The sequence below is a fragment of the Sphingobacterium anhuiense genome (assembly GCF_042686355.1).
Taxonomy (GTDB): domain Bacteria; phylum Bacteroidota; class Bacteroidia; order Sphingobacteriales; family Sphingobacteriaceae; genus Sphingobacterium; species Sphingobacterium anhuiense.
Genome location: NZ_JBHUPE010000004.1, coordinates 945,020 through 960,003 on the forward strand (window position 1 = coordinate 945,020; position 14,984 = coordinate 960,003).

Below are 14,984 nucleotides of genomic sequence, written 5' to 3' on the forward strand. Positions count from 1 at the left end.
GTTATAAGAATCGAATCCAGCGCGTGATAAAAGCAAGCATTCCACAATCAACACTGTATTTTACCTGATTTGCAGGTTGGCGCTAACAACCTAAAAATTTAAACAATGCCGATGTGGAATGCCTGATGTAAAAATTATCGTTGCCACATATAAAGGAAGACAATGATCATAACAATTACTGCAATCCAAATTGCCCATGGGATCGTTTTGGCAGCAGGCTTATCACCCTGTTCTTCATGTGCTTCCTTTGGGACTTCTTCCTCTGAGAAATTAGTCTTATTATCTAAATTGTTTTCCATGATTTCTTAAGTTATTTAATAGAATCACTTTTTGTGGAATCTATTTTAATCGTATCGCCCTGCAAAGTCATTTCCTGTTGTTCGCTTAAATTATAGCGTGTTTCATCACCTGCGGATGGAGCAATCGTGCTACTATTACCTTCACTGTTGTTACTTTTCGAGTCATTCTGACATGAACCCATTATACCTAAAAATATGATTCCCGATAATGCCGCTATTCTGAAGTTTTTCATAGTGTTATAAATTGATGTATATATAAAATAACGCCTATGTCAGGCTTATTGTTTGTTACATAGTGCGATACACGCATTAAAACAAAGAAGCACAAGTATTAATACCTGTGCTTCTATTCATTTATTGTTTATTGTTAACCTTCTTTGTTCAATTATTGCATTAAGCCTGTTCTAATCGCATATTTAATCAGCGCAGCCGTATTTTTTACACCAGTTTTTTCCAGTAAATTCTGTCTATGCCCTTCAACAGTACGTTTGCTTAAAAATAATTTATCAGCGATCTGCATATTGGTATAGCCTTCACCAATTAGCTCCAGTACTTCCATCTCTCTTTCCGAAAGACCCATTTTCTCCATGATCTGCTCAATATTTAAAAAAGCAGTAGGTGATTTCTGTAAAGTATCGAGCATGATCGAACTAATTTCTTCACAGATAAACTGTCCACCGTTAGCAACATGTCGAATGGCATACAGCATTTCCTCATATCCCACATTTTTGACGAGATAACCATTCGCACCATTCTTAAAAGCTTGTAAGACATGCTGTAAACTATTTAACATGGAGAGAACAATTATTTTTACGGACGGGTACTGCGATTTCACTTTTAATATGAGTTCCAGCCCATCCATATCTGCCATATTAATATCGGTTATCAGAACATCTGGAATATTCCCTTTGCTCATGATTTCCAATACCTCATTACCATTCGTTCCCTGATCAATAACTTCCAGATCAGATTGCGATTCCAATAATAGTTTCACTCCATTGAGGACAACTAGATGATCTTCAGCTATAACAATTTTAACCATATTTAATTTAGTTTTACAATAACTACTATCTTATTCCCTTGATTGTCACTTGCAAATGTTAGTGATCCTTCAAGCAGATTAACGCGGTTTTGCAGTTTTTTAATTTTTTTTCTATTGCTTTGTTTAAGTTTATCTATATAAGTATTGTTAAGTCCATATACTTCAAGATATAAATCATGATCATCGGCATATAGATGAATCCCTAAAAACGGTAGTTCGTCTGTTACAATTGCCGAGACAACATACCTGACCATATGAAATACGAGCAACTGACAGCTAAAATCCAAGTCGTTCACTTGCTTATCCACAGCAATATCGTTATTTGGATTGCTAGCCAGAAAATGATCTTCCAAGGCTCTTTTCAATCCAAAATCACGTAAAACACCATTTAACAGAATGTTTGATAAATGCTGTACTTTACTGATCGTGTTGGTGACCATATTTTTTGTATTATCCAACTCAACCGAGTTACCATGCTCCATCGCATAGCGTTGCAAATTCAAGCGTATTGCATATAGATCCTGGGCAATATTTTCCCTCAGAACCTGTCCATATTTCAAATTCCGCTTCTCATATTCCTTGATTACTATTTTATAAAATTCCTCCCGTTTGTTCATACTCTGATGTCATGAAATAAGGTTATTTACATAACACTTAAAGATGCAGATAGCTTTAAGCAAAGATCGCACCGTTACTACAAAAATTTATACTTAATTACAACACGTATATATACGCTGAAAACTATTTCTGATATCTATGCGGCATAATGAATTCATTTTCAAGAAGCAATGTACTGCTTGTACAAAAAAAAATGATAAAAATTGATTAAAATAAAAAAAAGTGTTTTTCCTATTTTAATCCTTATATTTAGAAAGCATTTAATTTTTTTTAAGAATTAATAATTCGAGACTGTATCCACCGTTGGAAGTGATTTATTTTTTTTGTTAAATTTATACCATGCTCCAGCACAATTAATAAAATGGAAAACAACGTGCCCTTACCCATTAATTTTATTCAACAATTTGGTAGCCTCATTGTTCTTGATTTTGATTTTCAAATCACCGGAGTAAGCGAAAATGTTCTTCATACTATTCATCAGACAGAACATTCCCTTATTTTAGGATCTAAATTTGATTTCTATTTTGCTGATTTATTTGGAAAACATTTTGAAAAAATATGTCAGGTGTTGGAAAATATACGGGATAAGAAATATCCGAGACAAATCTTGCCTCTTAAATTACCCCATAAACGAATCTATCTTAAATTAAGTTTACACGATGATCATTTGTTTATCGAATGGGAGGAGCAGTATAAAAAATATACATCGGCAAAAAAAATAAATGAGTTCAGTTTCCTTTTAGACACCATTAAACCTAACAACTGGGATCTGGTCTGCCACGCTATTAACCGGATCCTCCATTATGACCATGTATTTGTTGTTCAGGTGCAAGAGACAGGTTATAGCCAAGTCATAGCAGAAGACATATTAGATGGAAAAGCATATTACCGGAATATGGAATTCTCGAAAAGCTTTATGCCGAAAGAGGTTTTCCCCTATTACAGCATGTGTTCATACCGCTATAGTCCTAATCTACAGGATAACCAGCAACAGTTCTATTCCATTGATCCAAAGATCAATCTACTGGAGAGTCAGTTGGCTCCAGTTCCAGAACTGCACCGGCTTTTCCTATCGGAAAAGGAAGTGACAAGTGCCCTATTTTTTTCTATACATGTAGGTGGACAGTTTTGGGGCCTTCTAATAGGGCATCATCACAAAGAAAAGAATATCGATCTGCAGCAGCGAAAGCTCTGTACTTTTATGATCCAAAATGCTACCAGTAAATATGAAAACTACATCAATCAGGATCTGCTGGAACGAGGTAAACTGTTGAAAGACGCTGAAGTTAATCTGAAAATTGATTTATTAAAATACAAGACGGCCAATTGTGCCCTTGTACAGCATATGGGTACCATCATGGACATGGTCAATGCAGACGGTCTGGCCATATTTAATCAGGGTGATGTTTATTTTCACGGGATCTGCCCGAATAAAGCACAGTTATATGAAATTATAAACTTTATTCAGTCCCATTCCGAAAAAGCGTTATTTAAGGATAACAATTTTAGGGAAAGCCATGGGGAAAAGATTAAAGGACAATTACCTTTTGCAGGGCTTATGTACCTTAAAATAGGGCTTTTGAGTGATCAGGTCCTGATTTGGTTCCGAAAAGAAACCGTGAGCAATGTAATGGAGATGCATATCACTCCCCAAACAGATGGCAACGATAGGATTAAACATATAGACCTCACTGAAAGTGTTAATTACGATATCGCTACCCCGTGGAACGATGTCGAAATCAGTTTTGTACTACGTCTAAATCAAATTTTAAAGGAATCCATTGTCGGAAAATTAAAAGACAAACAACAATGGAGTGAGCAGCTGTTAGCACTCAACAATGAATTGGAGATGCTAACCTTTACACTTTCCCACGATTTGAAAAACCCATTATCCATTCTCAAAATGGGGATCCAATTTCTACAGAACAGTAAACAGTCTCTCAATCCTGCAGCACTGCAAAAATGGTACAGCAACCTGATCGCCAGCACGGAAAGCATAGAAAGTATCATCAACAATGTCGTGTTGCTTTCCCAACGAAAAACCGGAACTTTTACGAAAGATCCGATCCCGATGGCATACACGTTGGATCAGATCTATAAAGAGAGTATTATCCTCCACAATCCCGCTTTAGCAACGATTGATTACGGTAAATTGCTTCCGGTATGGGGTGAAAAAAGTGCTTTATATCAGATTTTCAGTAACATCATCGGCAATGCAATCAAATACAGTCCTGGCACAGCGGGCGTAAAACTTCACATCGACAGCTATTTTGAAGATGAACACGTGTGTTATGAGATAAAAGATCATGGTATTGGTATTCCCAAAGAAAACCTGCATACCATATTTGAGATTTTTAAAAGGGGAAGTAACGTGGATCATATAGAAGGAACAGGTGTTGGTCTCTCCTTAGTAAAACGTATTATGGAAAGATTAGGGGGAACCGTCAAAATAGATTCTGAAAAAGAAAAAGGAACTACTGTTTACCTCTACTTCCCTATTGTTGAAGAATTCCCACCCAGTATGCTTTTAGATGATTTGTAAGAGAAATGCTATTCATCCAGATCAAGGGTGAATCGGTACAGCTCATGGATAATATGATTGACTGCGGTAATATAAATCTGGGCGGCATCGCAGTCCACACAGTGCAGTGTTTTTCGCATATGGATACCACTAAAGCATATGGCTATAAAGATATCGCCCACCTCGGCTTGATGTTCAGTTGAAGAATCCGGAAAAGCCATCCCAGTTATCGCCACATAAACATCGGCCTCCACTAATTTTTTAAGCCCCTCCAGCATTTCAAACGTGACTTCGGAAGACTCAGGAGTAAAGTAAGAAATGCTATGTTCATCCACTTGCAACAAAGACTTTTTGACACTTGTCGCATAACTCGTTATACCTCCTAAGAAATAAGACCCAGAGTCCGTCTGCATACTCAGCACACTGCCGAGAAAACCACCCGTCATACTTTCTCCTATAAAGACCTTAAGCTGGTTATCTTTTAAAAACTGACCAACTTTGTCTAATGTTGTTGTATCAATATATTCCATCATATATTTTAATTGTTAGTGGTACTAAGTGAAATCTTTACTTACAAACAACCACTGAACATTAAAAGTTCATTTTTATCATTTCCGCATAGGATAATAATTCACTTACTAGTAGACAGCATCGCTATTTTAACGGGTATAAATACCCAATTTTTATATGAATTGCCTAAATAGTAGATTTTATTTTGTCCTCACCCCCATTATAAACAGCGTTTAATTATAAGACTAGGAGCTAATGCACTGTGAAGCAAGCCCTATACTTAAAACGCCCATGATCTAGGTATAAATACCTAGAAACGCCAGCTCCTATTTTTCACTTCCTAAAGTGGCTTTTTTGGCTGGAAATTCGCTTGTATATCGCTGTAATTTACCGCTATCCATTTATAGCACGACTCAAGTTGCATCGGATAATAGTAAATCACAGCACATCATAATTTATAAATAGAGCAATTATAATCACGATGCAAAATACAGATGACACGCTTCCAAGCCCAAGGCAATTTCAACGAAAACATGGGGCATTAAACGCAAAGCATAACGCAAAAGTATGCAGCAGTCCCGGCATATACATGAAAACTAACAACCCATTTTAGAAGAAAACTTAGTCAATATCGAGCCCGTTAACAACAGATGGTCATCTGTAAGGAGACCATCAAAAAATTAGAGAAAACCATGTATAAGAAAAGAACAATTATCGTTTCCAATAGATTACCCATACGCATTGAACGTAAAGACAATGAACTGCAGTTTATCCCAAGTGAGGGCGGTCTGGCCACAGGTTTAGGTTCCGTTTACAAGAGCGATGAAAACATATGGATTGGTTGGCCCGGAATTATTCCCTTAAATACACAAGAAGAAGAAATCATTACCCAAGGATTGGCCGAACACAATCTTATTCCAGTTTTTTTGACCGAAGAGGAATTAAAAGGATACTACGAAGGATTTTCGAATGAGGTCCTATGGCCCGTTTTTCATTATAGACCATCTTATGCTGTATACCGCACACCGGATTGGGAAATGTACCAACAGGTAAACGCCAAATTCTCACAAGTTGTAGATCAGCAAAATGTGCAGGAAAAAGATGAAGTCTGGATCCATGATTATCAATTAATGCTCCTGCCGCAATTGGTCAGAAAATCGTATCCTACTATTGCCATCGGTTTTTTCCAACATATCCCCTTCCCAAATGATGAGGTTTTTAGAAGCATCCCTTGGCGCAATGAGCTCCTAAACGGACTGCTTGGCGCCGATCTAATCGGATTCCATACCTTCAATGATACCCAGCACTTTTTGAATTCCTGTGCGCATATTCTTGGCCTGAATGTACAGAACAATTGTCTGCACACAGATGGAAGAAGTATTTTTACAGAGGTCTACCCGATGGGAATCGATTTTGATAAATTCTCTCAGCTCGCCAATAGCGAACCCATTCAGACACGTGCACATTCGATAAAAGATTATTATAAAGACCAGAAAATAATACTGAGCATCGATCGCCTTGACTACAGTAAAGGCATCATTGAACGCTTGCTCGCCTACGAAAATTTATTAGTCAAATATCCTGAGTTAAAAGGACAGGTGGTTCTTTATATGATTGTCGTTCCTTCACGGGATCATGTTGCGCAGTACAAACAATTACTAGATGAAATAGACCGTACCGTCGGCCATATCAATGCTGTTTTTGGTAACAATGAATGGACCCCAATTGCCTATTTCTACAATTCATTTCCTTTAGAAGAGTTATCTGCACTCTATGTTTCTGCGGATATCTGCTTGATCACTTCGCTACGAGACGGGATGAACTTGGTGTGTAAAGAATATATCGCCAGCAAGGAAAATACTGATGGTGTGCTTATTTTAAGCGAATTGGCAGGAGCTGCAAAAGAATTGACACAGGCCATACACATCAACCCGAATGCAACAGATCAGGTTACCGAAGCGATTTATAAAGCTTTAAAGATGCCCGTCGCTGAACAGCGTATGCGTCTCAATGACAGCATTGAAATTGTCAAGAAATTCAATGTCAGACACTGGGTACGCTTATTCTTCAGCAGACTTCGTGAAATCAAGTTATTCCAGCAGAATGAAATGGCCAGAAGGATCAATGAGCAAACCAAACTCGCGATACTCGATCAATATAACCGTGCAACCAGAAGGTTATTCTTCCTCGACTACGATGGCACCCTGATCGGTTTTCAAAACGATGCCGCTGCGGCAATACCTACAGAATCGCTTTACGACACCTTAAATCTGCTGCAGGAAAATGATGCCAGTCAAGTCGTGATCATTAGTGGCAGACCACATGAGACACTCGACAGCTGGTTTTCCGATAGACAGTATTATCTGGTCGCAGAACATGGGGCATGGAGTAATTATCCGACGCACAAATGGCAAAGCGGTGCAATCTTATCTACGCGATGGAAAATCCCGGTGAAACATATCATGACCAAATTTGCCAATAACACCGCTGGTTGTGTCATTGAAGAAAAGTCATATTCTTTAGCTTGGCATTACCGTAAAGCACAGCCCGGACTTGGGCAGCTTCGCGCACTGGAGTTAGTGGAGAGCTTACGTTATTTAGTACAGCAACATGGCTTGCAGTTATTGATGGGCGATAAAGTGATCGAAGTCAAAAACAGCGAACTCAATAAAGGTAAAGCAGCAATGGAAATCGTCAATAGCTATAACCCCGATTTTATCTTTGCGATCGGTGACGATGCTACGGATGAAGATATGTTCTTAGAACTCCCTGCCGATGCGATTACCATTAAGGTGGGCAATAAAAAGTCCGCAGCGCAGTTTTATGTAGATACACAGCAAGAAGCCGTTCAGCTGATCGAATACTTTGCTTACAATAGAGTAAAACAGCAGCAGATCAACGGAACAGATTCAGAAATTAAAAAAATTGAAACTTATGACCAAAACACCGAAGCATAAATATAACAGTGGCATCATCGGCAATTGTTCCTACATTGCCCATGTCAATATCACCGGAAATATTACCTGGCTGTGTTGGCCGACCTTTGAAGATTCATTTGTGTTTGGAAGTTTATTGGACCAGGAAAATGGTGGTGAATTTTCGATCCTGCCCACTTCAGAAATCACGAATACCGATCAGCAGTACATTGAAAACACCAATATTTTATGTACGACGCTGACAACCGAAGAAGGCAGTTATCGGATTACCGATTTTGCACCACGGTTTGAGCAGTACGAGCGCTATTACAAGCCGCTGATGTTGGTCCGTAAGGTAGAACCGCTCTCAGGAAGACCGAAAATCAGGGTGCGCTGTACCCCCAAATATCAATACGGAAAACAGGGATTCACGAAGAACCGGGGCAGCAACCATATTCAATTTGAGCAAGAAGACGTCAGAATGCGCTTGGCCACAAATATGCCTGTCAGCCATTTTTTCGATGATATTCCGCACGTGCTGAGCAGTACTGTTTATTTGGTTATGACATTCGGAAGCCCATTTGAGGCTCCGATAGAACGAACCGCAGAAGATTTTTTAAGCAGAACTAAAAGTTATTGGCACCGCTGGGTAAAAAATGCTTCCATCGCCCCATTCTGCCAGAAAGAAGTCATTCGTTCTGCACTGGTTCTTAAACTTCATCAGTATGAGGATACAGGCGCTTTGATCGCGGCCAGCACGACAAGTCTTCCCGAACATCCGGGAAGTGGCCGTAACTGGGATTATCGCTACTGCTGGTTACGGGATAGCTACTATGTACTGACTGCCCTGAGTCATATCGGGCAGTTTGAAGAGATGGAAAAATACGCTTCCTACATTGCTAACATTACGCAGACCGATCGTGGACGCCTGCAGCCGCTCTATGGTATTATGGGGCAGCATCAGTTGACAGAAACCACACTCGATCATCTGGAAGGATATTTAGGGAATAAGCCTGTACGTTTGGGTAATCAAGCTTTTGAGCACATTCAGAATGATGTGTACGGACAGGCGCTACTTGCCTTGCTCCCTATGTTTACCGACCACCGTTTTAGCCATCAGAATACCGGGTTGGCCAAATCATGGACCAACTATATTCTGAATAAAATTGAAAGCACCATCGATGAGTTTGATGCTGGGATCTGGGAATTCCGCAATTTTGAAAACAGACACTGTTATTCCAATCTGTTTCAGTGGGCAGGTGCTACAGCAGCTTTAAAAATTGCCGAGCAGTACGGTTTTGAAGAAATCAAAATTAAGGCAAAAGAATTACGGGAGCGCGCCAGTGTTCATATTGAAAGCTGCTACGATGAAGATCGCGGCGTGTATACCACGGCTACGAAAAACCCCAATTTAGATGCCTCTACCCTACAGCTGATCATGATGAATTATCTTGATCCAGCCAGCGATAAAGCAAAACGCCACCTCGAAGCATTGGAAAAAGAACTGAAAGGAGAAAATGGTTTATTTTACCGTTATCTGCATAAAGACGATTTTGGAAAACCGAAATCAACATTTCTGGTATGTGCTTTTTGGTATGTGGAAGCCTTGGCTTGTGTAGGTCGTTTGGAAGAAGCACAGCAGGTGTTCAAGCAGCTGATTGGTTACGGCAATCACCTCAAATTATTCAGTGAAGATGTCGATGAACAAGATGGCAGTCAATGGGGCAATTTCCCGCAGGCGTACAGTCATGTGGGTCTGGTCAATGCAGCGAACCGCATAGCGGTTAAACTGGATCATCCTGCATTCTTGTAATCATTATTACAAATAATAAAAATGGAATAATAGAAAAAGAGGTTTACGCTCAATTTCTATTATGCCATTTTTATTAAGATGATGAAAATAAACCCAGGTTGTTGCTGTGAAATAGCTGTCGCACTTCATTACGATCTTTTATAATTTTAAAATCATGACAACTTAAAAAGGAAATTATGGATAAAACATTGATAAATAACATGATACAGCAATTGAAAGATGTCAAAAATGCTGATCTATGGATCGATGAAAACTTCGACAAAAAGCTTGCAGAAGTAAATGACATGACCGCTTTCGAGCGTCCGCTACCGGACATGCACAGCATCGCCGAATTAATGTCGCATTTGATCGAATGGCGCAAAGAAGTGCTCAGCCGTTTAAATGGAAATCCCCGTGGACTTGAAATGACCGATTCGGCAAATTGGCGAACCAATGCGGCGCTCGCCAAAAAAGGATGGAAAAACATGCTACAGGAATTTCACAGCACACAACAAAGCATCATCTACTTCTTGGAAGGCAAAGACGATGTATTTCTATCGACACCCTACCCTTACGCAGGTCCTGCATTTCCGCACGATTACCAATATTTAGTAATAGGACTTATCCATCATGACCTCTACCATCTCGGACAGATGGGCATAACGATTAAATTCTTAAAAATGAGAGAAATCAATCAGATGGCTTAATTATTCATAATATCGCCTTAAAATGAGCAATTTAACATTTACCTGATGTGAAAATTATGAACTAAAAGTCTTTTAGATTGTCTATTAAATAAAGATTAAGCGCATACAAGATGGAAAATTTATTGCAGGAACAGGCCTATCTGTTAAATAATTTAATAGAGGCCAATAATGACCGAATTGCGGGTTACACCAAATATATTGAACTTTTACCAAAAGATATACACAACGATATTGATAAGTATTTAAGACAATACCGTGATCAGTCTGATCAATTTATTACAGACCTCAAACCTTTTGTCTATGAGGCTAGCGAATTTCCGCAGATAAGCACCACTATATCGAGTAAATTACGCAACATGTGGCTGGATCTGAAGAATAGCTTTGTTGAGGATACGATCCAGAGTATATTAAACGACTGCGAAAAAAGAGAAGACATCTACAAGCGCGTGTATCATCACACCTTAGAAGAAAAAGAAGTGCTGACATTAGAAGCCGAGCGCCTCATTCGCCATCAGGCTATACTGCAGCTTCAGGCTCACGATCATATTAAAAGCCTGCGGGACAAAAATTTAGCAAATTGTTTATCATCAACGCATTAATCCTTTAAAATTATTTGTAAAGATTGTAATGCGTAAAAAAAAGCAAGCACCAATGTATGCTTGCTTTAATAACTATTTTTTTAGGATACGTGAATTGATCTTCCTAGTTCCATAACCCAGAAACTGCTTTCCTGATCATCAAACTGCTATTTCAGCCACTACAGTATAAAAAATGTCTTTGGCTTCAAGGGCTCCGGAATATGTTCTTCTCCAAGCAATTGTTTGATATTGATTTCAATATTACGGGCTATTGCTGTAACCGGCACATCACTTTGTCGATTGCGAAAGGGATCCTGAAGATTATAGGCCGTCTTATCAGCCAAGAAAAACAACGCGGCGATCAATACCAAGAGCGGAATCTCAAAAATTGCACTGACATCCTGTATTGCTATCGATAGGGTAATGAGAAAGAGATAGATCGCTCCGTGAAGAAAAAGGCGGTAAGTGACAGGGAATACAGTAGAATTGATCCGTTCTGCCCTGCCCATCGCATCTACCAGACGTACCAAGGTCTGATCCAGCTGAACACGGAAAAAATCCGGCATCGCCTGCTTTTCTGATAAGTCCTTGATGGCAAGTGCCTGCATCTGGGTAATTGCCAAGGGCACATTCCGATGCTCCTGTAAGTGATCGAGATCCTCCGGTGTCAATTCCAAGGGTCTTGCTAGCGGATTGAGGTCGCGAAGAGAATCTCCTAATGCATAGCACCAGGCAATCTGTTTGTAGGCGATATCTTTGATGACACCTTTATATTCAGGCCCTAGGTAACTCTGCATCTGGATGACAAGCGACCGCGAGTCATTGACAATAGCCCCCCAGACCTTACGCGCTTCCCACCATCGTTCGTACGATTGGCTCATTTTAAAAGACAATAACACCGATATTGCGGTACCTAAAAATGCAGGAACACCTAAGGGCATATCCGGAAGTTCATCATGTAAAATATAAGTCAATCCATTAAAAATTAAGCCGATAATGGCCACTAAAGCCACTTCCCTTTTAACTTTGTTAAACATATAACGAAAGGGAATTTTAGAAGAGTTTAAGATCATAATAACTTAACAAATAGTATTTATATTCTGTTTCCGACAAGATCATATTTTTTTGAATTTTGTAGCGATATAGGCACATGCATAGTAATTACTATTTCATTTCTCGGTTTAGTAAAACTTTTGGATATTTGTGTATAGTGCTTTATGCCATAACCGGCCGTGACTAAATCAAACGTAATTGACAAATACTGCCTCTAAAATTTAAAAATCTTAATAAAATTATAGCCGACAAATATGAAGATGGAACTTGCAAAGCCAAATGTTGGACAGATAATAATTTTTTAGAACTTGAAGTGTGTGAAGAAAATTCAAAAATCATACATTTGTCAGCGCAAGAAATTATAGCATTATTAAACTTAAAATGAAACAAGTAAGCATAAACATCAAGCCTTAAACGGTACGCGGTAATTTTAACCAACATCACAATTATAAACTAACCAACAATCAGTAATTCGTTTTTGAGTAAACGTTTCATTGACAATACTTTTAAATCAAAAAATCAACAAAATACACATGAAGAAATTTTTAAAAGTCCTTAAATTCATATCAATCACTATTATAAGTCTTTGCGTACTGTTTATCTTATATTTTTTTATTAGCAATAGATTATTTTTAGAATCTAAAAATGAGGATAATATAAGCTATCTAATGAAAAATAATACGGAAATCACAAATTCAATTAATGACAAATTATTTGATGATGATTTTTATCAATCAAACGTTTTTCTTTTGGGAGAAATTCATGGCTACGCTGACAATCAGACATTGGACAGGGAGTTGCTTTTTTTTTTAAATAAAAAAGTGGGTGTTAAATATTACATTGCAGAAATGGATAGCATAGCAGCTGCAAAACTGAATAATTTCCTGACAGATAGCTTAAAAAATCAAGAAACTTTAAAGGACGTTGTATTGGCAATCCGTAAAAGAATTCCGCAACAATCAAGTCAGGAGCTTTTGGAAAAATGGAATGCTATTTACGATTATAATCAACAACTAACCGACTCATCAAGAATTACAGTAATAGGAGTTGACAAGAATGTTGATGATCATTCAAAAGTGGCTAGAGATTCGGCAATGGTCATTAATTTTAAGAATTCAATCAAACATTTAAAACTTGAAAATGAAAAATTCTACGGTCTTTTTGGTTATTTCCATGTATTGCAAAATACAACTGAAAATGGAAAACAAACATTCGCTTCTGAACTAAAAAAATCGGGTATAAAAACCACGAGTTTTGTTAGCTATACCTTAGACAGCGAAATGTACCTTCCTAAAATTCCGCAATTTCCCACGCCAGAAAATGAACGAGTAGATTGGAGTAATGCAGATGGTCCATTACAACTTGTAAAGGGAATCAATGATTTAAAAGAATTGAGTAAACCGAATGCTATTACACTTTTCAAATTAAATTCAGAGAACTCTCCTTATCTAAAATCGCAACACTTAATCCGTATAAAATCGAGAGTTTTTGGTGAAAATATTGTTCCTCAAAAGGACACTTTTACAACAGATTATTTTCAATATGTTTTTTTATTGAGAAATTCCAAAGCATTAACAAGCCTGAAATAATTTAATTCAGCTTTTACTAAAAACGTTAAAATAAAAAAATACCCGGCATGACCGGGTATTTTTATGATCGTAATGCTAATCGCTTATTCAGCGGGGATTACCGTTTCAATTTTTATTATCCATGATTTACAACGTTACCTCATCGCGCAACATCTTAATGGCATCATGTGCTTCCAGCTGTTTATCCAACTGCTTTAAAAGTATATTTTTCACCTCGATTGATAATTGATCATTATCCTCTTGTAGAATTTTTTTGTAGGTTTCCTTAAACGCATCCTCTCCTTTTTCACAGCTTTCCAATAAACTTTTTCGGTCATTACCAGCAATGGTTACTTTCACGTTCATCCACATTCTGAACAATTTACCGCTCAGCATAGTAGCATCAGTCGGTTGTTCACCTTCCAAAACGACAAAAGGTTTCAGCTCTTCGATAAAATGCTGTGATTGTAAGATATATTTTGCAAATAATTGCTGTAAGCTATCTAAACTTAGTGTATGCGAAAGATCTAAAGCTGTTTTATAACCTTCCACCCGATCATTATTAATTTTAATCAGGTCATTGATAATTTCTGGGTTGTTCAAGTGATTTTCCATACTACATTGAGTTACTTTATAAAATATTTGTACAAGGATAACAACCCATCTGCAGAGGAGTTCACGGACTTTCTGATTTCAAGTATTAACACGACCAATTGGTAATAAATTACATTACAAAGTTTTTTTCACTATTTTTTATCAAATAATGATACCAATACTGGTCAAAATCAGCCGTCAATCGTCAAAGAAATACAGCTTTTGAAAATTTCATAAATTAATTCTTAACGTCAACTAAAACAGCTTTAGAATGTTATTGTTATAAAAAGGAAGACTTAAATAAAAATGATATGATACAGGATACGCACATTATTTTTCACGCCGCAAGGACGGGCAACATTGAAGTACTGGAAGAACTCATTCGCATAAAAGCAAATCTGAATAGTCGAGATGACAAAGGATTTAGTCCACTTATTATTGCCTGTTATAATAACCAATACGAAGCCGCGCAATTATTACTGAAGTCAGGTGCACATGTCAATGCACAAGATAACGGAGGAAACACGGCATTGATGGGCGTAGCATTTAAAGGTTATAAAGAAATTGCCGAACTGTTGATTAATCATGGTGCTCATCTCGATCAGCAACATGGAAATGGCGGTACTGCGCTCATGTTTGCGGCGATGTTTGGAAGAAACGAGATTTTACAGCTTTTATTAGAGCGCGGTGCTAATAAAAGTATTCTCGACGCAAGAGGCTTATCCGTCGCAGATCTGGCGGTCCAACAAGGTAATGAGACTGCATTAGCGCTATTACAAAATTAAAA

The 14,984-nt window shown here is 38.0% G+C and carries 13 protein-coding genes and 1 pseudogene; 7 read left to right on the plus strand and 7 right to left on the minus strand.

The features are described from left to right. Positions 1–134: 134 nt before the first annotated feature. The 4 genes from ACFS6I_RS09685 to ACFS6I_RS09700 all read right to left on the minus strand — a co-directional run bounded on the left by ACFS6I_RS09685 (position 135) and on the right by ACFS6I_RS09700 (position 1,958). Positions 135–299, minus strand: coding sequence for a hypothetical protein (locus tag ACFS6I_RS09685; RefSeq protein WP_380919998.1), 165 nt, complete (start codon positions 297–299; stop codon positions 135–137). Between the two features lie 11 nt (positions 300–310). Then, positions 311–532: a hypothetical protein gene (locus ACFS6I_RS09690; protein WP_380920000.1), complete on the minus strand. Its 222-nt coding sequence runs from the start codon at positions 530–532 to the stop codon at positions 311–313. Between the two features lie 152 nt (positions 533–684). Next, entirely contained in the window at positions 685–1,341 is a 657-nt protein-coding gene (locus tag ACFS6I_RS09695) for a response regulator (protein WP_380920002.1), read from the minus strand. Between the two features lie 2 nt (positions 1,342–1,343). Beyond that, positions 1,344–1,958: a hypothetical protein gene (locus ACFS6I_RS09700; protein WP_380920004.1), complete on the minus strand. Its 615-nt coding sequence runs from the start codon at positions 1,956–1,958 to the stop codon at positions 1,344–1,346. Positions 1,959–2,320: 362 nt separating this feature from the next. Here ACFS6I_RS09700 and ACFS6I_RS09705 point away from each other — a divergent pair, with 362 nt between their 5' ends. Further along, positions 2,321–4,501 (plus strand): GAF domain-containing sensor histidine kinase, encoded by a 2,181-nt coding sequence (locus ACFS6I_RS09705; protein WP_380920006.1) that lies wholly within the window; start codon positions 2,321–2,323, stop codon positions 4,499–4,501. Positions 4,502–4,509: 8 nt separating this feature from the next. On the opposite strand, the gene ACFS6I_RS09710 is transcribed toward ACFS6I_RS09705, so the two are convergent. Next, positions 4,510–5,013, minus strand: a complete 504-nt coding sequence (locus ACFS6I_RS09710) for a CinA family protein (RefSeq protein WP_380920008.1) — start codon at positions 5,011–5,013, stop codon at positions 4,510–4,512. 669 nt (positions 5,014–5,682) lie between these two features. On the opposite strand from ACFS6I_RS09710, the gene ACFS6I_RS09715 reads away from it, so the two are divergent. From ACFS6I_RS09715 to ACFS6I_RS09730, 4 genes are all read left to right on the plus strand, one after another. Further along, complete coding sequence (locus tag ACFS6I_RS09715; RefSeq protein ID WP_380920010.1) at positions 5,683–7,947, plus strand: bifunctional alpha,alpha-trehalose-phosphate synthase (UDP-forming)/trehalose-phosphatase; 2,265 nt, start codon at positions 5,683–5,685, stop codon at positions 7,945–7,947. Continuing rightward, positions 7,925–9,718, plus strand: a complete 1,794-nt coding sequence (locus ACFS6I_RS09720) for a glycoside hydrolase family 15 protein (RefSeq protein WP_380920012.1) — start codon at positions 7,925–7,927, stop codon at positions 9,716–9,718. The genes ACFS6I_RS09715 and ACFS6I_RS09720 overlap by 23 nt, the downstream gene beginning before the upstream one ends. A 176-nt stretch (positions 9,719–9,894) precedes the next feature. Further along, positions 9,895–10,404 (plus strand): DinB family protein, encoded by a 510-nt coding sequence (locus ACFS6I_RS09725; protein WP_380920014.1) that lies wholly within the window; start codon positions 9,895–9,897, stop codon positions 10,402–10,404. A 110-nt stretch (positions 10,405–10,514) separates the two neighbouring features. Continuing rightward, a complete protein-coding gene (locus ACFS6I_RS09730) occupies positions 10,515–11,003 on the plus strand; it encodes a PA2169 family four-helix-bundle protein (protein WP_380920015.1) in 489 nt (162 codons plus the stop codon). Positions 11,004–11,161: 158 nt separating this feature from the next. Here the strand turns inward: ACFS6I_RS09730 and ACFS6I_RS09735 are convergent, their stop codons facing one another. Further along, the gene (locus ACFS6I_RS09735; protein WP_380920016.1) at positions 11,162–12,019 is read right to left on the minus strand and encodes a bestrophin family protein; all 858 of its coding nucleotides are present in this window, start codon (positions 12,017–12,019) and stop codon (positions 11,162–11,164) included. A gap of 684 nt (positions 12,020–12,703) precedes the next feature. Between ACFS6I_RS09735 and ACFS6I_RS09740 the strand changes: the two genes are divergently transcribed. Beyond that, positions 12,704–13,624 (plus strand): hypothetical protein, encoded by a 921-nt coding sequence (locus ACFS6I_RS09740; protein WP_380920018.1) that lies wholly within the window; start codon positions 12,704–12,706, stop codon positions 13,622–13,624. 126 nt (positions 13,625–13,750) lie between these two features. Here ACFS6I_RS09740 and ACFS6I_RS09745 read toward each other — a convergent pair whose 3' ends face one another. Then, positions 13,751–14,218, minus strand: a complete 468-nt coding sequence (locus tag ACFS6I_RS09745) for a ferritin-like domain-containing protein (RefSeq protein WP_380920020.1) — start codon at positions 14,216–14,218, stop codon at positions 13,751–13,753. Between the two features lie 275 nt (positions 14,219–14,493). Here ACFS6I_RS09745 and ACFS6I_RS09750 point away from each other — a divergent pair. Further along, positions 14,494–14,982: pseudogene (locus tag ACFS6I_RS09750) on the plus strand (ankyrin repeat domain-containing protein); the annotation flags it as partial. Positions 14,983–14,984 lie beyond the last annotated feature (2 nt).